General features: G+C 45.9%; 20 protein-coding genes and 1 CRISPR repeat array. Of the genes, 16 read left to right on the top strand and 4 right to left on the bottom strand.

What is annotated here, in order from left to right; translation table 11 throughout:
• Window positions 1-94: 94 nt before the first annotated feature.
• The 4 genes from ACNKW2_RS00220 to ACNKW2_RS00205 all read left to right on the top strand — a co-directional run bounded on the left by ACNKW2_RS00220 (window position 95) and on the right by ACNKW2_RS00205 (window position 3,491).
• Window positions 95-358 carry a hypothetical protein gene (locus ACNKW2_RS00220; protein WP_419146745.1) on the top strand — a complete coding sequence of 88 codons (264 nt, stop codon included), beginning with the start codon at window positions 95-97 and terminating at the stop codon, window positions 356-358.
• A gap of 183 nt (window positions 359-541) precedes the next feature.
• Window positions 542-1,720 (top strand): alkaline phosphatase D family protein, encoded by a 1,179-nt coding sequence (locus tag ACNKW2_RS00215; RefSeq protein WP_419146744.1) that lies wholly within the window; start codon window positions 542-544, stop codon window positions 1,718-1,720.
• A gap of 566 nt (window positions 1,721-2,286) precedes the next feature.
• Window positions 2,287-2,445: a YqaE/Pmp3 family membrane protein gene (locus tag ACNKW2_RS00210; RefSeq protein WP_336565303.1), complete on the top strand. Its 159-nt coding sequence runs from the start codon at window positions 2,287-2,289 to the stop codon at window positions 2,443-2,445.
• A 104-nt stretch (window positions 2,446-2,549) separates the two neighbouring features.
• Complete coding sequence (locus ACNKW2_RS00205; protein ID WP_419146743.1) at window positions 2,550-3,491, top strand: phosphotransferase family protein; 942 nt, start codon at window positions 2,550-2,552, stop codon at window positions 3,489-3,491.
• A gap of 119 nt (window positions 3,492-3,610) precedes the next feature.
• Here ACNKW2_RS00205 and ACNKW2_RS00200 read toward each other — a convergent pair whose 3' ends face one another.
• Window positions 3,611-3,982 carry a winged helix-turn-helix transcriptional regulator gene (locus ACNKW2_RS00200; RefSeq protein ID WP_419146742.1) on the bottom strand — a complete coding sequence of 124 codons (372 nt, stop codon included), beginning with the start codon at window positions 3,980-3,982 and terminating at the stop codon, window positions 3,611-3,613.
• Window positions 3,983-4,126: 144 nt separating this feature from the next.
• Between ACNKW2_RS00200 and ACNKW2_RS00195 the strand changes: the two genes are divergently transcribed.
• The 4 genes from ACNKW2_RS00195 to ACNKW2_RS00180 all read left to right on the top strand — a co-directional run bounded on the left by ACNKW2_RS00195 (window position 4,127) and on the right by ACNKW2_RS00180 (window position 7,566).
• Window positions 4,127-4,723 carry an NAD(P)H-dependent oxidoreductase gene (locus ACNKW2_RS00195; protein WP_419146741.1) on the top strand — a complete coding sequence of 199 codons (597 nt, stop codon included), beginning with the start codon at window positions 4,127-4,129 and terminating at the stop codon, window positions 4,721-4,723.
• Window positions 4,724-4,858: 135 nt separating this feature from the next.
• Entirely contained in the window at window positions 4,859-5,503 is a 645-nt protein-coding gene (locus tag ACNKW2_RS00190; RefSeq protein WP_419146740.1) for a DsbA family oxidoreductase, read from the top strand.
• A gap of 108 nt (window positions 5,504-5,611) precedes the next feature.
• On the top strand, window positions 5,612-6,979 hold the full coding sequence (locus tag ACNKW2_RS00185) for a hypothetical protein (RefSeq protein ID WP_419146739.1): 1,368 nt from the start codon (window positions 5,612-5,614) through the stop codon (window positions 6,977-6,979).
• A 134-nt stretch (window positions 6,980-7,113) separates the two neighbouring features.
• Window positions 7,114-7,566: a GNAT family N-acetyltransferase gene (locus ACNKW2_RS00180; protein ID WP_419146738.1), complete on the top strand. Its 453-nt coding sequence runs from the start codon at window positions 7,114-7,116 to the stop codon at window positions 7,564-7,566.
• A gap of 17 nt (window positions 7,567-7,583) precedes the next feature.
• Here the strand turns inward: ACNKW2_RS00180 and ACNKW2_RS00175 are convergent, their stop codons facing one another.
• From ACNKW2_RS00175 to ACNKW2_RS00165, 3 genes are read right to left on the bottom strand one after another with little or no spacing between them, the layout of a single operon-like run.
• Window positions 7,584-8,072: a GNAT family N-acetyltransferase gene (locus ACNKW2_RS00175; protein WP_419146737.1), complete on the bottom strand. Its 489-nt coding sequence runs from the start codon at window positions 8,070-8,072 to the stop codon at window positions 7,584-7,586.
• Window positions 8,069-8,692: a TetR/AcrR family transcriptional regulator gene (locus ACNKW2_RS00170; protein WP_419146736.1), complete on the bottom strand. Its 624-nt coding sequence runs from the start codon at window positions 8,690-8,692 to the stop codon at window positions 8,069-8,071. Before ACNKW2_RS00170 ends, ACNKW2_RS00175 begins: the two co-directional genes overlap by 4 nt.
• Before the next feature lie 2 nt (window positions 8,693-8,694).
• Complete coding sequence (locus ACNKW2_RS00165) at window positions 8,695-9,555, bottom strand: alpha/beta hydrolase (RefSeq protein WP_419146735.1); 861 nt, start codon at window positions 9,553-9,555, stop codon at window positions 8,695-8,697.
• Between the two features lie 263 nt (window positions 9,556-9,818).
• Between ACNKW2_RS00165 and cas3 the strand changes: the two genes are divergently transcribed.
• From cas3 to cas2e, 8 genes are all read left to right on the top strand, one after another.
• On the top strand, window positions 9,819-12,689 hold the full coding sequence (gene cas3, locus ACNKW2_RS00160) for a CRISPR-associated helicase Cas3' (RefSeq protein ID WP_419146734.1): 2,871 nt from the start codon (window positions 9,819-9,821) through the stop codon (window positions 12,687-12,689).
• A 42-nt stretch (window positions 12,690-12,731) separates the two neighbouring features.
• Window positions 12,732-14,315: a type I-E CRISPR-associated protein Cse1/CasA gene (casA, locus tag ACNKW2_RS00155; RefSeq protein WP_419146733.1), complete on the top strand. Its 1,584-nt coding sequence runs from the start codon at window positions 12,732-12,734 to the stop codon at window positions 14,313-14,315.
• Window positions 14,305-14,913 carry a type I-E CRISPR-associated protein Cse2/CasB gene (gene casB / locus ACNKW2_RS00150; RefSeq protein WP_419146732.1) on the top strand — a complete coding sequence of 203 codons (609 nt, stop codon included), beginning with the start codon at window positions 14,305-14,307 and terminating at the stop codon, window positions 14,911-14,913. Before casA ends, casB begins: the two co-directional genes overlap by 11 nt.
• 14 nt (window positions 14,914-14,927) lie before the next feature.
• The gene (gene cas7e / locus ACNKW2_RS00145) at window positions 14,928-15,974 is read left to right on the top strand and encodes a type I-E CRISPR-associated protein Cas7/Cse4/CasC (RefSeq protein ID WP_419146731.1); all 1,047 of its coding nucleotides are present in this window, start codon (window positions 14,928-14,930) and stop codon (window positions 15,972-15,974) included.
• A gap of 10 nt (window positions 15,975-15,984) precedes the next feature.
• Entirely contained in the window at window positions 15,985-16,734 is a 750-nt protein-coding gene (gene cas5e, locus ACNKW2_RS00140) for a type I-E CRISPR-associated protein Cas5/CasD (protein ID WP_419146730.1), read from the top strand.
• A gap of 10 nt (window positions 16,735-16,744) precedes the next feature.
• The gene (gene cas6e, locus ACNKW2_RS00135; RefSeq protein WP_419146729.1) at window positions 16,745-17,527 is read left to right on the top strand and encodes a type I-E CRISPR-associated protein Cas6/Cse3/CasE; all 783 of its coding nucleotides are present in this window, start codon (window positions 16,745-16,747) and stop codon (window positions 17,525-17,527) included.
• A 69-nt stretch (window positions 17,528-17,596) separates the two neighbouring features.
• On the top strand, window positions 17,597-18,526 hold the full coding sequence (cas1e, locus tag ACNKW2_RS00130; protein ID WP_419146728.1) for a type I-E CRISPR-associated endonuclease Cas1e: 930 nt from the start codon (window positions 17,597-17,599) through the stop codon (window positions 18,524-18,526).
• On the top strand, window positions 18,523-18,831 hold the full coding sequence (gene cas2e, locus ACNKW2_RS00125) for a type I-E CRISPR-associated endoribonuclease Cas2e (protein WP_419146727.1): 309 nt from the start codon (window positions 18,523-18,525) through the stop codon (window positions 18,829-18,831). The genes cas1e and cas2e overlap by 4 nt, the downstream gene beginning before the upstream one ends.
• 157 nt (window positions 18,832-18,988) lie before the next feature.
• A CRISPR array of direct repeats spans window positions 18,989-19,752; the repeat unit is 29 nt; unit sequence GTGTTCCCCGCAGGCGCGGGGCTGAACCG.
• Window position 19,753: the final 1 nt, after the last annotated feature.

Below are 19,753 nucleotides of genomic sequence, written 5' to 3'. Positions count from 1 at the left end.
AAAGTAGCAAAATATTAACAATTCCTCGTTAGCTTTTGTCCCTTAATGGAAAACTTGCAAGGATAGCGACACAGTTCACTTACCGAGGAAAACGATGAAATTTGCATTATTACCGCTCATTCTTGCGAGCACTGTTGCAGCTGCAGAACCCGAAGTACACTATCAAAAGTGTCAATCAAGCTTTAGCTATCTTGGAGCTCAGTATCAAGGAACAACAGATAAAAATAACTCAGGTTCACAGTGGTGCTACTTAGAACAAACCATAGATGGTGCAACTTGGGGCCATGTGCGCAGCGAAACCATTCCTGAATTTAAGACGGTTTCAGGTAAAACGTGCCAAGCCCCCTCCACATATTAGGGTGAAGCTTTTTATGGTTGTACTACTAAAAACCATTCTGCGCCTTGGTGCTATCTGCCGAGCGGTGATTGGGAAGAGTGTGCGCCTGTGGCAAAGCCTAAGCTCCTTTCTCATACGCCCCCGAAGCAAAGTAAACGTGTAGATAGAGTCGCGCTAGGTTCGTGCTTTAAAACGAAAGGAGACATGCCGGCAGCGCTAGCTAAGCTGATAAGCCAGCAACCAGACTTATTTTTATGGCTAGGTGATAATATTTACGCTGACACCACTGACATGAAGGTAATGCGGCAAAAATATGATGATAAAAAACGTAATACTGAGTATCAGAAACTCTTAGCTGCCAAAATTCCAGTGATGGCTACTTGGGATGATCATGATTACGGTTGGAATAATGAAGGTAAGCATTACCCCGAGCGCGAGAATGCGCAAAAAGAGTTCTTGCGTCATTTTGATGTTGCTAGCGACGACCCGCGACATAATGGTCGTGAAGGAATTTATACAGCCAAAATGCTCGGTGGCAGCGGTGAAAGAACACATGTTATTACCCTAGATACCCGTTACTTTCGCTCTCCAACGTTCGCCAAATATGGTGAGTGTGAAGGCGCCTCAAGTACCATGTTAGGACAAGAACAGTGGCAGTGGTTAGAGCAGGAATTACAAAAGCCCTCGGAGATAAAGCTTATTGCCAGTGGCATTCAAGTGTTACCGCCACTACATCAAGGACGCAATAAAAGTAGTTATTGCGCGTATGCTGATGGTAAACAATTTGAGCAAGCCATAGCAAATCTTAATGAAAATGAGATGTCTGGTACCAGTTACGAGTCCTGGGCTGAAATACCACAGCAACGCGAGCGCTTACTGCGCTTGGTTCAGCAATCAGTCAATGATGGCAAAACCAAAGCCGTGATTTTTTTATCTGGAGATCAGCACTGGGGAGAGCTTCTAGAAAAGCAAATACCTGCCAGCAAAGAACATGGCAACGCCGTAAAAGTATTCGAGGTAACCGCGTCTGGCTTTGGTCAGAATTGGCCTTATCATATTGAAAACCCTTTAAGGCTGCCAATTTATGCCGACCATCAAGGCGATAAGGTATATGAACAGCAGTGTCAGTTGCCCTTTAACTATGCTGGTGTTACCTATCATGGCTGCATTAGTCGCGATCATGACCAGCCTTGGTGCTATACAGAACTAGATGATAAGCAAAATGGGGTAGCGGGAAAGTGGGGTAACTGTGCACCTAGCGGCGCCTCAATACCAACCGGTAAGGTAGGAACTATCAGTGAAAATATTACTGCACTGACGACTTCCAACCGCCACTTGATTAATAAGTCTGGGAGTAACTATGGTCTGATTGACATAGATTGACATAGATTGGCAAAATCGCGAGATAAAACTAGCTATAGAAACAGCAAACGAAGAAGCCGTCTCTACGATTATTAAGTTTTAATTATATGTGGGCATAAAGCTCGGTGTTTATTGATATTGAGTTTTATGCTGCATTCTCTGCCAAACTTGGCTAAGATAAAATTTACCGCAAACAAATTAAAAGGATAGTTAATTTGAAAGCCATTATGATGATGTGCTTAGCTTTGCTGCTAAGTGCGCTTACGTTCGATGCCGTCGGATTCAAATACCTGTTTTTCTCCGAACCATTTGACCTTGGAAAGTTACTGATATCACTGAGTGTGATTGGCTTTTACTCATTTATTTTGGTGCTCATAGAGCAATACTTTTTTGTTTCTAAGCCCACTCTTAGACGCCGTGGAAGGCTAAGACGGAAGCGCTCAAGTTGAACGCTGCTAGCAAAAGTAAAGCCAAGCCCTCATGAAAAGTGTTCCAACGGACTATTTGTTGTCTACACTGAGAAGAACTCTTTATTGTAATAAGTAACCACTATGCCTAGAGGGTATTAGTGCTTTCTGGAGATGAATATGGATTTACTGAGAATCATCATTGCTATTCTGTTGCCGCCTTTGGGTGTATTTCTTCAAGTTGGCTTGGGCGGTGCATTTTGGCTCAATATCTTATTGACTTTATTAGGGTATATACCTGGAATAGTCCATGCCGTTTGGATTATCGCTAAGCGTTAGCAAGGTGGGGTTAACCATAACAAGTCTGGTCTAAACCAAATGGTAAGGTATTTTGAGCGCTCAGATTAAGCGATTAGCAGTAAGGTTTTGTGCGAGGCTTTTGAGTGTCTGAGGTCACTAAAGTAAGCTGTGACACCCAAGGCTTGGCCATTGATGCAATAAAAAGCTTGCTTGGTTTGTCTGAAGCGGATGTTCAGCACTTGGTCGTCAGATCAATGTCAGGTGGAATTAGTAACAATAACTTTCTAATTACCCTGAAAAACAACGCACAATGGGTAGTAAAGTTATCCAAAGGGTATCTTAGTCACGGCTTACAAAAGGAAGCGCAAGCCTATAAATTACTGGCCAATACCAGCCAAGGGCTGGATGCACGTTTTGAGGAAAAATCGCTTGTTGGTCACTCAGGGGCATTATTGCTTCAGCACGTTAGCGGTCAGACACTTAATCAGTGGCAGCAAGTTCCACTGTCAGCGCTGACAAAAGCGCTGAAATCGGTACATGGTGTGATGGCCGGTACTGCTGGAAGCCTCCTTCACCCCAGAGATGTTAACCTAAACCCGGCACTAACACTGGAAAAAAGCTGGCGTTATTTTTCTCGCTCTAATGCGCTACAAGACAAGCAGCTTCTCAATATCAAAGCTCGCATTGCCGCCATATTGTCGCAACATCAAAAGCATTTTGCTGTTATCTCACCATTTTCAATGGTTCATGGTGATGTTCACCCGAATAATTTGATCTTAAACTCTGACAATACCTTGCAGCTGATTGATTGGGAGCGAGCTCATTTTGGCGACCCTGCTTTTGATTTAGTGGCCATTAACTGGCATGCCAGCAAAAGCATTATTGATAAAAAGGTACAGGAGCGGTTGATCAACTGCTATAGCAATAACCCTACGACCCAAGCTGAACTGCAATTGCGCGCTAACTGTTGGGGCTTATTTCGCTTGCTAACGGACTATCTATTTCTATCTCAACATCAGTTACTGCCGCACAAGCGTGAACAGTTTTTTGCTGAAATTACAGAGCACATAAATGGCTTTTGCTAATACCGATTTAACTTATACTGCTAGCTGGTGGAACCACATGGTGATAGCAACAAAGTGCCGTGATTAATTTGCCACAGTGGCTGTTGGCAGAAATACCATAGTGCTTTTTAGTTGTTACCTTATTTATCCCTGATCTGCACATCGTTTGATTCTGACCAGAGTCTTAGCTGCTCCAAAATGTGTAAGGCTGAGCGACCAAATTCCGTTAACTCATAGGTAACGGCAATGGGCCTGTCACTAATCACTTTACGGATCACCATACCTTCTTCTTCCAACTCTTTTAAACGTTGATCCACCATTTTTTTGGTGGCGCCACCTAGCATTCTGGTTAAGTCATTGAATCGCACTGGCTCATCTTTTAAATGGTAAATAATAGAGCCTTTCCACTTGCCGCCAATGAGTCGCATGCCTTTTTCAATGGCACAAGGTTCCATACACGCGTTATAGACTTTTTTTCTGCCTTTACTATCTGTTTTTATTGAACTTTCCATAAAAAACTCGCTTATGTCTACAAGGTTACTAAAAGTATACTAATTGAACATTGCTGTAAGGTATCTAAAATATACCACAGTCAAGGTGAGCTAGAAAATGCTTCTCGGCATCAAGTAGTAATGATTTTATTATAGGATTTTCCAATGAACATAAGCGACTCGAAAAATGTACTTATCATTAATGCTCACCAGTATTACCCATTCTCAGAGGGCAAATTAAATGCCGCATTTGTAGATAAAGCGGTCACTCTATTGCAGGGTAAAGGATATAACACTCGCGTTGTCACAATGAAAGACGACTATGACGTTGATGAACAGCTAGCTCATCATCAGTGGGCCGATATTATCTTACTGCAGTCACCAGTGAATTGGATGGGGGTGCCCTGGTCATTCAAAAAGTATATGGATGAAGTGTATACCGCTGGTATGGCTGGGGCCTTATGTGACGGCGATGGCCGCAAAGAGGCGGCACCAAAGCAAAACTATGGCACAGGCGGCAGTCTAACGAACACCAAATACATGTTATCACTGACCTTTAATGCCCCTGCAGAAGCGTTTAACGATAACAGTGAGTTTTTTGCCGGCAAGTCGGTTGATGATTTGTTGTTCCCGATGCATATGAACTTTAAGTTTTTTGGTATGACAGCGATGACGACGTTCGCCAGCTTTGATGTGATGAAAAACGCAGATGTGGAGCGTGATTTTAAACGTTTTACTGCACACATAAACCAGCACTTTTAAGGCCAGTGGCAACAGCTCCCGTCCGCAAAGCGGTGGTTATACGATGCGGCATAACCACTCGAAACAATCAGTAAAGAACCTTGGTGATAAAACTATCACCACAATCAATGTGAACAAAAATAGTAAGGAATAGTGATGACACAGGAAAAAATACGTATAGATATTGTTTCAGATGTGGTTTGTCCTTGGTGCGCTATTGGCTACTGGCGCTTAAAAAAGGCGATAGCAACGTGTGCTGTTGAACACCTTGTAAACGTGGTTTGGCATCCTTTTGAGCTGAACCCTAACATGGCAGAGTCGGGTGAAAACCTCAGAGCACATTTGGCGCAAAAGTATGGCACCACACTTGAGGGCAGTATTCGTGCTCGGGCTATGTTAACGGCAGAAGGTAAAAAAGTAGGCTTTACATTTAACTACTTTGATGAAATGAAAATGCTCAATACCCACCCATGCCATCAATTACTGTATTGGGCCAAAGAAGTAGGGTTACAAACTCAATTGGCAGAAGCTCTTTTTGCACACTTCTTTAGTGACCGCGGTGAATTTAGTCATGATGAATTAGTGGCGGTAGCTACTCAGGTCGGATTAGATGCCTCCGAGGCCAGCGATATATTGACTCACAACCAATACAGCGACACGGTAAAGCAATATGAACAAGAGTGGCGAACAAAAGGAGTGCAGGGTGTACCTTTGTTCATTTTTAACGGTGAAAACGTGTTATCTGGAGCGCAAGAAGTTGCTACGTTTGAACAGGTGTTGAAACAACTTTGTAATGAGTAAACATGATTTTAGGCGCAGAGAAAAGCATCTCGAGCTTGTGTGTTAATTTGTTATAAGATAACATACCGTTAAGTTATAGTATAACAAATCAAAAGGTAGGACTTATTCATGCATTTTAAAGGTCAATTATTAGCAGTGACCATTTCTGCGCTTTTACTGAGTGCCTGTGGCGGCACCGAGCACACCATCGTTAAAATGGATCCCCCTAGCCAAGAAACAGGTGAAGGCGATCACGACCATCATGACGACCACGATGATCATCATGATGAAGGTGTGACCGATGTCAATGGTCGACTACTGGTTACAAGTGCACAAAGTAATGTTGTCAACCTTTACTCAACGGCAGATAAGTCATTGCTTGATGCGATTGGCACAACCAGCTACCCACAGTACGTATATGGTTCTGAAAATCATCGTTATGCTATTTTGGTTCAGCGTGATCAAGGCTTAGTGGAATTTGTTGATAGTGGCCTATACCAAGAGCCCCATGGCGATCACTTCCATGCTCATGAAGAAGCACCAACGCTTACTGATTTTCATCTTGAAACAGTAAAACCAACCCATGTTACGGTGGCAGAGTCGGGCATTGCTATTTTCTCTGATGGCGATAAAGACAGCGCACAAAGCGCGGGTGCTGCAATGTTCAGTGAAGCCCACATTAGCGGTGAAAAAACCGAAGTAGCTCAGTTACACTACGACACCTACATGCATGGCGCAGCGCAAGCGCGAGGTGAGTTTTTAATTAGCACCATTAGAAACCCTGAAACTGAATCAACTTTGCCGAGTGAAATTGGCCTTTATCATGCCCATGGCGATCATTTCCATCAAGAACAAGTATTTGATATCACTTGTCCAGCACTTCACGGCAGTGCCCAGAATGAAGCGGTTGTAGCCTTTGGTTGTGGCGATGGCGTGGCATTGATCACCCAGCAAGGTGAAAGCTTTACTGCAACTAAGCTTGCCAACCCAGAATTTTTTGCTGAAGGACAGCGAGTCGGAACATTAAAAGGCCACCACGAAGTGGAACAACTGCTTGCCTCAGCCCGCAATGATGTACTGACTATCGAGCCACAATCAGGCCACATAGAAAAGCTAGAGTGGCAAGCAACAGAAAACTATCGCTTGGCAAGTTTTGGCTTTAGCCATGGCGGTGAGCATGTGGTGATCCTAGACACCGCAGGTAAGCTCAGCGTTTTCGAGGCGCATGACCACGATGGCGAGCAACACTGGGAAATGGCAGGTGAAGTACAAGTGAGCACGGAAGATCTTGCGAATATGCCAGAAGATCATGGCTTCCAGCTGACTTATTCACAAACGGAGCAAGCCGTTTATGTTTCCGATCCCATTGCTCAGCAAATTAAAAAGTTTGACTTAGAGCAGGCCGCTTTAGTTGACACCATTGAGTTGGATTATGTGCCAGCTAAGCTTGTGTGGCTTGGTATTGCGGCAGCTGAGGAGCACGACCACGACCATTAACCCTAATTGATACTGGTTCTAAATAGCTTGAAATATCACTGTAGATAGTGGTTTTGCCACCTTAGTTACGCTAAGGTGGCTTTTTTTATTTTGAGATGTGGTTGTTAGTTGCATTATTAAGGGGATTGCCATAGATGAAAATAAGAGCCGCCACCAGTGCAGATATTGAGGCGCTTAGAGCACTAGAACAACAAGTTGTTGCAGCAGAAAGGCCGTTTAATCAAGCCATTAAAGCCGTTGATGCCATTTATTATGATCTCGAAGCCATGCTCAGTGACGGCAATACGCACTTAATAGTTGGTGAAATAGGCAATCAGATTGTGGCAACAGGCTACGCACAAATCCGCCAGTCAAAAGCGCAATTAGTTCACGAACAACATGGTTATTTGGGCTTTATGCTGGTTTTGCCAGAATACCGTGGGCAGGGATTGAATCAGCAAGTTATGGAGCACCTTATCGAGTGGTGTAAGGCGCGCGATATTAATGACTTTTATTTAGACGTATACAGTAGCAATCAAGCGGCTATTCGGGCCTATGAAAAAGCAGGATTTACGCCCTGCCTTCTGGAAATGAAGTTGCATTTATAGCATGTTTGAATGCATTACTAAGCTTGATTAAAGGTATAAATATTTCGCTCAGCAACCGAACCATTCATGGTGGTGGTGTAATTAGCAACCAGCGTAAAGCCATGGCTGCTGAATAAGTGGTTTACGGCCAAGGCATCTACGCGGCAACGGCTGTGAATGGGCTCATTGGCTGCACTTAGCGTGTCTGTAAGTAACTGCTTACCAACCCCTTTACCCCTTACATTTGGGTCAACCATAAAATTAGAAATATACAGCCCTTGGTTAAGCGCAAAGCGCGTTCTGTCTTTAAAGTGGGCTATCGGAACCAGTGACAAGCTGCCAATTAATTTGCCCTCGGCATCAAAAACAACTCGTACCTGGCCTTCTGTTATCTCTTTTTCCATGAGCGATACAATCTCATCACGATCAATGTTTTCATTTCTGGGTGGGGCGGAAAAAGTCTCAATATACAAATCGGTAAGCTTAGTAACAATGTCTGCATTGGGCGTGGTAATAATTTCAATCATAATGGTGTGTTACCTTTGCTGATAGGGTGTTGAAAGCTTAATAATAAGTGCTCGATATTGCGTTTAAACAACTCACTGGCATGCTCCGTTAACACGGTATTTTTAGCAATGGCATGGCCTAAATACAAATTATAAATCTCATAAGCCGCGCACTGTGAGTCGAGTTCGTTGTGAAAGGCACCAGAAGCGACTCCGGCCTCTATTTTGTGTTTAATGTAGCTAAATAGGCGATTATGTTGTTCAGTCACTTTGGTATAAATGGGGCTGTCGACATAGCCGTTAAATTCAACTAAGGCTTTAATAAATGGACAGGTTAAGTGCGGTTGATTAAATAACTCTCGGGTCCAATCGGCCCAAATAGAAAACAGTTGCTTAAGTTGTATTAATGGGTCGGCATGACGAGATGGCGCTACCACATGCTCCATAAACTGAGCTTCACAATAGTCTAAAATGGCCAGCTGCATGTCTTCTTTATTGTCAAAGTGTGAAATTAAGCCCGTTCGCGACAAGCCACAGAGCTTGGCCATAGAGCCAATGGTCACTTCGATTAAGCCATATTGACTACTAAAGCGCATGCCTTGCTCTAAAATAGCTTGTCGAGTTCTCTCACCTTTATTCATCGTTAAGTGGTTAATCTTGCTGTGATATCTTTAATTACCCCAGTATCGCCTAAAATACGACGATGGCCAAGACCTGAGGTTTGGATCAGCCGTTCTGGCGCGTGATTCACCAAAGGCTGTAAGTGCTCAAAAGGAGCAAAGCGGTCATCGGTGTCGTGAATAAAAAGCGGAGCAAACTGCTGACAAGCCTGATGAAAGCGATCGCGGATTAAGTGCCAGTGTGTACCATGTTGAGCGGTAATACGATGCAATACCTGATGCAGCATTTTGTCGGAAATACCGGCGCGAGTAACACGTTCAAACATCAATTCAAAAAACTGTACTGGGGTGGCAATGTTAATCACAGTACGTTGCGCCAACCGATAGTCTGGCAGATTCATCATCGCCACCGCTCCCATTGAGTGGCCAATTAAAGCGCTAATATCGTGGCGCTCAGACTCAAGCTTTTCAATTAAGGTATCGAGCGCTTCAATAAAGGCCAGCAAATGCGCCTGTTTGCCGCAAGAGCGGCCATGGCCAACGTGATCTAACGCAACCACGCAGTAGCCAGAAGCCACTAATTCAGGAATTAGATGGTCAAAACAACTGCTGTTGTCGGCCCAACCATGACTTAAAATGACCGTTTTGCTCCCCAAGCCAAAGACATTGGCATGCACTCGCCCAAGCGAGGTCAGAATATTAATCTCGTTATTGGGTTTTTTATTGCTGAATTGATAATCGCGTTTACCATGTGGGCTCATTAGCAACACCTGACCCAGCCGAGCCGTTACCCAAGGCGCTACAGTGCATAACCCCGCTGTGGCACCGCGACTTATGCGGGTGAGTAGGCTCCCCTGTTTACTCGTAAAATAACTGAACTTCATCCTTAACCTCGATATAAAAAAGAACACTTGTACTTTTATTAAAATAGTACGTTTGTACTTTTTTGTAAAGGGCAGATCGTGTTTATGTGCAGAGGCTAGTTTTGAAAGCAACTCGCTTTGTCTAAATAGAAACGTATTAAAAAACACTTCATGTGACTGTTATAGAAACATTTTGTACGTTCGGCCACATATACTTGTAATCATAAATTTGAGTGGTTATGGTGAATTAGTACACACCTCAAAAGACCAAGGAAGCGAGGATTATGGATGATTTAAGCTCAAAAAACTTAAATAGCCAATTACTTTTCAAGTACTGGGGTAAAGCTAGAAAGCCACTCGAAATTGATTACTGTATGAGTGGGATGAATGACGAGTCATTACAAGACATCGTTGAACGCTACCCAAGCGTTAAGTCTGTCGAACACCTCAAAGCACTTGCAAGCAAAAAAGGGTGGCAAATCGTCAGGCAGGGCGAAACTTTTCACCGCTATCACCTGCTTGTGTTTCATAGCCTGGATGTGGCGGCGGTTTCACTGACTTATCTGGATTTAAATAAGCAATTTACACAAGACTTGGCCGAGTTTCTGGACTTATCCATTCCACAACTCAGGTCATTGGTAGGTTTCTTTGTTGCGATTCACGACTTGGGTAAATTTGCTTCAGCATTTCAAAATTTAGCAGAATTTAGTGACAGCAATTTAAGCCAGAAAAAGTCGAGAGAACCTTATTCTGCAAAAGATGCCCGACATGATGGGTTAGGCCATCATTTTTGGAAAACCTGCGCCAAGCAAATTGAAGGTGCGGCGGATGAAGTAACACAGGCTTTTAAAAAAATAGATTCGGTGCGAGTCATGCTGAATTGTGTTTTTGGTCATCACGGTGAGCCGGTTGTGGCCCACAAATTTGGTAGCAGAATCGAAGACTATTGTGTCGATGAAAACTACCAAGCTTGTGGAGAGTTCATAGCGTATTGCCTTAAGCTATTTGCTAATGATCTGCCAACGGAAAAGTTTTCGGATAGAGTGTGGCGCGATCACCTAAGGTATGCCAGTTGGCACCTTGCAGGTTTGTGTACTCTTGCTGACTGGTTAGGCTCGGATACTCAGTATTTTGCATATCATGCTGAGCCGGTGGACTTACAAACGTATTGGCTCGAAGCCGTAAAGCAGGCACATAAAGCCCTTACAACCAGACAGTTGACCTGTCAGGTAGAGGTCTTCCCTTATGAGTCAACCGCAAAGCATTTTGGCTTTAGTACACCTACACCATTGCAGTCGTTTGCTGAGCAAGTGCCTGTCGGCTCTTCACCACAATTGTTTATTCTGGAAGATGTAACGGGTGCAGGCAAAACCGAGGCGGCGCTAATCTTATTGCATCGTTTAATGCAGGCGAAGGCTGCGGATGGCTTTTACTTTGGTTTACCGACTATGGCTACCTCCAGTGCCATGTACCATCGTATCGCACAGCATTATGGACAAATGATGTCCGTTGATGGCAAAAGAGCTAGCCTGGTATTAGCACACGGCGCGAGTATGATGGAGGATGCATATCAGGAGTCACTGGTTACAGAGCAACTCCCCGATCTTGAATATGGTAAAGCTGATGAAACAGCAAGTCAGGCATGCCATATCTGGTACGCAGACTCTAAAAAGAAGGCGCTGCTTGCTCATGCTGGCGTTGGCACGGTTGATCAGCCTTTGCTATCGGTTTTAGCCTCCAAACACAGCACGCTACGTTTTCATGGTTTGTTTCGTAAGATTCTAGTGCTTGATGAGGTACATGCCGCAGATCAATATATGTTCACTTTGCTAGAAGATCTTTTACGTATTCATTTACGGTTTGGCGGCAGTGTTATCCTGCTTACTGCGACCTTGCCGCTGGAAAGACGCAACAGGCTTTGCCAGATCTGGCAAGAAGAGCTGGGTCTTGAATCTCCCGAGTACACTAAAAAAACAGGCTTTCCGCTCGCAACCTGGGTCAATGAGCAAGGAAAATTAAATGAGCAACCAGTGGAAAGCTTACCCAGAAATCACAAATCCGTGCAGGTTGAGTTTATCCACTGTGAGCAGGCCTGTATTGAAGAGGTGCTGATGAGAGCATCACGCGGCGAGGCTGTGGTTTGGGTGCGTAATACGGTCGCGGATGCGCAGCAAGCATATACTTTACTCTCAGAGCGTTACCCGCAAACACATATCACTTTGTTCCATAGTCGCTTTACTTTATACGACAGAAAACAAAAGGAAAAAGAGGTGCTTGGCAGACTGGGTAAGCAAAGCACAACACAGCAAAGACTGAGACAAATATTGATTTCAACTCAGGTGTTTCAAGAATCAATTGATGCGGACTGTGATTTTATGCTCAGTGATATTTGTCCCATTGACGATTTAATACAGCGTGCTGGGCGACTTAAACGCCATATCCGTGATGAACACGGCAATTACCAATCTGCGTTGTCAGAAGATAAACGCCCTCCAGCTGTATTAAAAGTATTTTGCCCTGAGTGGCAAGGCGAGCCAGAAAAAGACTGGTTACACAAAAGCCACCCCGGTACGGCCGCCGTTTACCGGAGCCCGGCCATTATATGGCTTACGCAAAAAGTGCTAAGAGAGAAAGGTGGGTTGTATTTACCGGAAGATGCACGCCATTTGATCGAAAGCGTTTACAGTCAGGCTGCGCTAAACACCAGACCAGTAGATCTGGATTGTTATCACAGCGAGTATCAGGCGCAAACTCAAACGATGGAAAATCAGGCTACGCTTCAGAAATTGGATTGGCAAAAAGGCTACTGCCGACAGGCGGGTAATGTGTGGATGGGGGAAGAGCTGGAGATAAGCACCCGATACAGTGACAGAGTCAGTATTCAGGTGGTGGTATTAAAGTTGAACCAAGCTGGAGATATGACCTTTTATGCTGAAGGTTGCGCTGAAAAACACCTGCTACAGCATAGTGAAATACGCGTTGATCAAAAGCGCATAGCTGAAAAGCTGAGCCCAATTCCAAATGAATACAGTGAGCAACTGGAGAGGTTGCAGGAGCGCTATCCTTCACTTAAATACAAGCAATGCTGGTTGCAAGGAAGTGATGAACGATTTTTATATGATGCATTTAAAGGGCTAACAGAGGTTGGTGAATAGCCTATTTCAGGGGCTTGCCCCCTTTCAATCAGGGAAAAAGGTATGAATAATTTAGTACAGGACCCTTGGCTATATTATCGGTTCAGGGATAACTCTATCAGGCAATTGCCTTTGTCGGCGATAGCAAACTCCGATGTGGTTGACTTTGCTTTGCCACGCGCCGATTTTTACGGAGCAGCATATCAGTTTGCCATTGGTTTATTGCAAACCTGCTGCTCTCCCGAGGAAGGAGAAGACTGGTACAACTGGTATGAATCACCTCCTTCAGAGCGGGCGCTGTCAGAGTCGTTTAGTAAAGTGGCACATGCATTTAATTTGTTTGGTGATGGCCCGCTGTTTATGCAGGACTTAGAACCGTTACAAAGCGCTGGCACTCAGAGCGTCAACACCTTGTTGATCGAAACGCCGGGTGACAACACACTTAAAAATAATGTAGATCATTTCATAAAACGTGGTCAGGTTGAAGCGATGAGCCCAGAAATGGCGGCGCTTGCATTATTCACCTTGCAAATTAATGCACCAGCGGGGGGAGTTGGCTACAGAACGGGTTTACGCGGTGGTGGACCATTGACGACCTTGATACTACCCAATGAAGAGTCGGCCAGTTTGTGGCATAAACTGTGGTTGAATGTTTGTATTGCGCCGCAGGTGAATGATGCGCAACTGCACAGTGGCCAAATTTTTCCCTGGCTTACAGATACCAAAGTCAGCAAAGAGAAAGGGACCGAAGTGCTTTTTAAAGATGCACACTTTCTCACGCATTTCTGGGCAATGCCAAGGCGCATACGGTTACAGCCTGAGGAGTCAGCAGGCAGTTGCTCACTGACTGGCCATCAATGTAAGGTGTTGGTTAAGTCTTTTGCCACCACGAACTATGGCAACAACTATGCAGGGAGTTGGTGGCATCCGCTTACGCATTATCGCAGTAACCCTAAAAAACCACATGAGGATAATCTCTCCAGTAAAGGGCAGCCTGGTGGCATTCAGTATAAGCAATGGCACGCCTTGTGTTTCGCTAATGAGAGCGAAGGTAATCATCCAGCCAAAGTGATAGACGAGTTTTACGATATCAAAATGGACTATTTTGACCAGCAACCCAGGCTCTGGGCATTTGGTTTTGATATGGACAATATGAAAGCCAGAGGCTGGTATGACAGCCAGTTTCCGGTGCTTTTACTGGAGGAAACTAAGCGTGCAAGCGTGATACACGACCTTAATCAGGCCATTCAGATTGCCATGGAATTTAGCAGCATGATGCGTACCTTAATTAAAGAAGCGCTGTTCGACAGGCCAAAAGATGTAAAGGCTGATCTGGCCCAGCATACGCTGAGTTACTGGCAGCGCAGCGAGCGCGACTTTTTTATTGTAGCCCAGGCCATTTGCGTTGAAGGGGAGCTGCGAAGTGAAGATGCAAAACGCTGGTTTTATCGGGCTCTCAATACCGCGTTAGATATTTTTGACGAGGTGGTATTGAGCACTTCCATGGATAACAAAGCGATTGCCAGAAAAGTGGCAGCAAGACAGAAGCTGACTGCCTGGTTACATGGGAAGAAAGTAAGTAAAGACTTTAAACGGCGTTACAACCTAAAGACACAAGACAAGGAGGCACAAGCCAATGAAGCTTAATTACAAACCAAAAAGTCAGTTGTTTAATACAGTTAGTTGGGATGCATTTCATACAGTTTTTCGCTGGTGGATCGCGATGTCGGATGACGAGGCAACTCAGGCTGAGTTAAGCATCAGACCTGCACCAACAGTATTTCGTGCCCAGCTTAAACGTGCTTCCAGATTGGACGATGTTTATCTCACTCAAGGCTTTTCAAAATTGTGGCAGGCGTTACCTGTCGAGATACATGACAGCAATAAACACTGGCTGATGCCTTGTTTTGCTGTAATAGCCAAAAGCCTCAGTACGGTGCGGAGCCATCATGAGCGTGGCACCTTTGCCAGAGACTTAGGGCATGTGGAAGAGGGGGCAGACAAGCCCGTTGTCAGTGAGTTGCGATTTCAGAATCTTCAGGCTGCGAAAAATGAGCAGGAATTTGTCACGCAACTGTGCCGTCTACTGGCTCAGCTGAACAATAAAACAAACATTCTAAGTCTGGCAGACGACATCGCCTGCTGGTTTGAAGAACACAATTATCAGGCGCCCAGACGGGCAGACAAGCGGATCGCCGTACGTTGGGCGATGGACTATTACAAAGATGTAGCGAACAAGGCATAAATAAGGAAAATACCATGAGCAAATTTATTCAGATCCACACTCTTACTTCATATGCACCTGCAAATCTGAACAGGGAAGAAACTGGCAGACCGAAAACGGCCAAGTTTGGTGGTTTCGAGCGCCTGAGAGTCAGCTCGCAAAGTTCAAAGCGCAATTGGCGGGTGAGTGACGTATTTCAAACGAGCTTAGCAGATCACATTGGTACCCGAACTAAAAAGTTGGGCGTTGAGGTTTTTAACTACCTAACCGAAAAAGAAGTAAAAGAGAAAGACGCCAAAGCTTGGGCAATTGAGATCGCGGGAGTTTTTGGCAAAGGTAAAAAAGACGCGCTGGAGATTGAGCAGCTGGCGCACATTAGCCCCAGTGAAAAAGCAGCGGTATTTGCATTGGCAGATCAGCTAGCAGCAGAAAATCGCGGACCGCAAAAAGACGAGTTGCAACTACTAAAAGCAGAAAACCAGGCTGCAGATATTGCCTTGTTCGGCCGCATGCTGGCATCGAGCCCAGAGTTTAACGTTGAAGCGGCGTGTCAGGTTGCGCATGCTATCAGTGTTGAAAATGTCACCGTAGAAAGTGACTACTTTACCGCGGTGGACGACCTCAACGCAGGAAAAGGAGATCAAGGTGCTGCGCATATTGGTGACAGCGGTTTTGCTTCAGCGGTCCTGTACAATTATATCTGCATTGATAAAGAGCAGCTGGTAGACAACCTTTCTGGTGACTTAGAGCTTGCCAACAAAGCCATCGCCTCATTGCTGGAGTGTATCGCGAAAATCTCGCCAAAAGGCAAACAAAATAGTTTTGCATCTCATGCTTATGCCTCTTACATTCTGGTAGAAAAAGGGGAGCAGCAGCCGCGCTCACTAGCAAGTGCCTTTGTCAGCCCTGTAAAGGCCCTTGACGAGAGTGAGAGCGTGACGCAAATCGCAGTTCAGCGTTTAGAAAACCAAATCAAGAACTTTGATTCTGTTTATGAACCTTGTGCAGATAGTCGTCAGTCTATCAATGTATTGACCGGTGAAGGCAACTTTAAGTCTTTGCAGGCTTTTGCTGCTGATTAATGAGGTCTCTATGAAAACCAGTAATTATTTGGTGATCAGACTATACGGGCCCTTATCCAGTTGGGGAGACGCGGCCGTGGGCGGCGACCGGCCCACCCATATTCGCCCAACACGAGGTGCGTTGCTTGGTTTGGTTGCTGCTGCGCTTGGCATCAAGCGTGAAGATAAGGCGGATTTAAATGCGTTAAACGAAGCGTTAAGCTGCCATGTTAAACAGTACAATGCGGGCAGCTTGCTCAGGGACTTTCATACAGCACAAGTACCGAGTGAAGATAAAAAAGTACGGCTATACACGCGGCGTGACGAACTGTTCAAGTCGAAAAAGATAAACACCGTACTGTCAAACCGCGATTACCGGGAAAGCGGACTATGGGTTGTTGCGCTAGAATCGAGCTCTTCAACGTACTCGTTAGAGGTGATCCGTGATGCATTGCTACGGCCTAAATATATGTTGTACTTGGGACGTAAATCTTGCCCATTAGCAGCACCGTTGTGCCCGACCTTGGTTGAAAACGTATCGCTAAAAGCAGCATTAGATCACGAATACCCGCCAATATTAGGTACCGAGCAGGCCGATTCAATTTGGCTTAAACCGGATAAAACCGTGAGTTACTACTGGCAGGGTGACAGAGCAGATCTCATCGCTGAGCAGACTGAGCGAGTTCATACCCAGACTGTACGGGATAATCCGATAGATAGGAAAGAATGGCTGTTTGACTTGCGCACTGAGCATCAGCTGGTGGTTGAATATCAAAGGTAAGGAGGAGCCAGTGTTTTTAAGTCAGATAAAGTTATTGGGCAATGCCATGGCCAGAGAGGAGCGTCAAAAACTCGCTGTGAATGGTTGCTACGCCAGCCACCAGTTACTCTGGAAGCTGTTTGCCGGTGAACAAAAACGCGGTTTTTTATATTGTACCGTCAATGACGCGCTCGATCAGTTTATGGTGCTCTCGGCACAGGAGCCGAAAAACTATAATGAGATATTTGCTATCCAAACCAAGCGATTCAACCCTTTACTACATCAGGGGCAAAAGCTCGGCTATCAAATTACGCTTAATCCGACGGTATGCAAAAACAACCGCCGCCATGATGTAGTAATGAACACACAGCAAAGTTTATTGCTAAGCGAGCTTACAAAGTTAGGGGTTGCTCCTCAAGTGAGCAAAAAATCTCGGCTTAAAAGCCAATTGTTGGATTTTGCTGATGATGGTGTTGTTGCTAATTGGAAAGCGGAATTACAACTTTCCGAGCAAATAGCACGTAGCGAGTTGCTGGAAATGTGGTTAAGGTTTAAAACTGATTTAGTGTTGCGCCAGTGGTGGAGTGAGCGGTTGTTGAGCCTGGGTGCCAGAGCTGAGTTAGCTGATTGCGATATCTATGCTTATCAGCAGCACCAGGTTGCAAAAGGGAAAAACCAGATCCGCTTTTCTACCGTCGAAATAACCGGTCAGCTTGAAGTGACAGATCCCGAAAAGTTTACTGAGGCATTATTCAACGGCATCGGCCGTTCCAAAGCTTTTGGCTGCGGGCTGATGTTGATTAAACCGTTGTAACCAAATTTGTAAGGCGGGCGACTCGCCTTTTTTTTAGCTAATTTTTTACTTAATTTAGGAGTGCAGGGAATGGCATTTCTTCCTTTAAAGCCTATTCCAATCAAAGATCGTAATTCCATGATTTTTATTGGTATGGGCCGTATTGATGTGCGCGACGGCGCGTTTGCTGTGATTGATGAAGTAAACGGTGAGCGGATGCTCATTCCGGTGGGCTCTGTGGTGTGCATTATGCTGGAACCGGGTACCCGGGTGAGCCATGCGGCGGTCAAGTTGGCTGCAACCACGGGCACGTTGCTTATCTGGGTGGGAGAAGCGGGAGTCAGGCTTTACTCTGCGGGTCAGCCCGGTGGTGCGCGCTCCGATAAATTGCTCTATCAGGCCAAGTTGGCGTTGGATGAAAACCTGCGCCTTAAAGTCGTGCGCAAAATGTTTGAGCTACGCTTTGGCGAACCAGCACCGGAGCGGCGCTCGGTTGATCAGCTTCGGGGCATTGAAGGCACGCGTGTACGCAAAACCTATGAGCTGCTTGCCAAACAGTATCAGGTCTGCTGGCAGGGACGACGTTACGACCCTAAAGATTGGGCGAAAGGCGATGTGATTAATCAGTGTATCAGCGCCGCTACGTCTTGCTTGTATGGCGTTACCGAAGCCGCTGTGCTGGCCGCGGGCTATGCCCCGGCTATTGGCTTTTTGCATACCGGCAAACCGTTGTCGTTTGTGTATGATATTGCAGACATTATAAAGTTCGATACTGTGGTGCCAGTGGCGTTTAAAACTGCCAAACGGCGGCCGCAATCTCCCGATCGGGAAGTACGCATTGCCTGCCGCGAAGCGTTCCGAAAAGACAAGGTATTACCACGCCTTATCCCGCTGATTGAAGAAGTATTGGCTGCAGGAGAGGTAACACCGCCCGAACCCTATACCGATGCACAACCGCCCGCCATCCCGGAACCTGAATCCATTGGCGACGAAGGCCATCGCAGCGGAGGCCCTCTATGAGTATGTGCATGGTTGTCACTGAGGCAGTACCGCCAAGATTAAGAGGCCGCCTGGCAGTATGGCTGCTGGAGATCCGTGCGGGTGTGTACGTGGGTGATGTAAGTAAACGCATTCGCGAAATGATCTGGTTTCAGGTCAGTGAGCTGGCGGAAGGCGGCAATGCCGTTATGGCCTGGGCGACCAACACCGAGTCGGGTTTTGATTTTATCACCTATGGTGAAAATGCTCGAATGCCCGTCGATTTTCAGGGGCTGAGACTGGTGAAGTACACGCCAAGAGCAGATGACAATCCGGGAGCGGATTAACGAATTATTCCCGTCACTCTATCTGTGACTAATTGCTCTTTAACAAGTTGAATATTGAGATTTAAAGGCTCAAAAAATAGATATGTTTGTACCCATTATTTTCGGTAGATTTTGAAATGTGTTTTTTCTTTATTAAAAACAAGTATATAATTTTAGAGTGTTCCCCGCAGGCGCGGGGCTGAACCTGTTTTTCGCGCTGTGCGATGGTGTCGTGTAGCGTGTTCCCCGCAGGCGCGGGGCTGAACCGCTGAGTGTCGAGCTTAAAATTGATAAATATTTGTGTTCCCCGCAGGCGCGGGGCTGAACCGTGTTCGGCCATTTTTTTGCGAGCCTTTGCATAGTGTTCCCCGCAGGCGCGGGGCTGAACCGCGAATGACAGCGAAAACTAAAAACCAACTAATGTGTTCCCCGCAGGCGCGGGGCTGAACCGCGAGTTATCCACCTCCCATTGCTGCGAGTTGTGTGTTCCCCGCAGGCGCGGGGCTGAACCGATAGTAGAGGGGTTGAATAATGAGCTATAAATGTGTTCCCCGCAGGCGCGGGGCTGAACCGGGCTTTTATCGCATCCGTTCAGGCTGAGGTCGGTGTTCCCCGCAGGCGCGGGGCTGAACCGGTGATGACTATGCAAAACACTCTGATAAATGAGTGTTCCCCGCAGGCGCGGGGCTGAACCGGCAGCGCGGTGAGCAATACGATTCAAGTGGTAGTGTTCCCCGCAGGCGCGGGGCTGAACCGCTTTTTATACAACCAATACACCGCAAACAAGGTGTGTTCCCCGCAGGCGCGGGGCTGAACCGCAAATCACGGCAAAAGACCACGACGACACAGCGGTGTTCCCCGCAGGCGCGGGGCTGAACCGCAGTTTAGTGCCTGCTGTGCTTCTAGTAGTGTTGTGTTCCCCGCAGGCGCGGGGCTGAACCGT

Source organism: Pseudoalteromonas 'SMAR', from assembly GCF_048515945.1.
Classification (GTDB): Bacteria; Pseudomonadota; Gammaproteobacteria; order Enterobacterales; family Alteromonadaceae; genus Pseudoalteromonas.
Note: the sequence above shows the minus strand (reverse complement) of the source record. Positions and strands in the feature narration are given on the sequence as shown.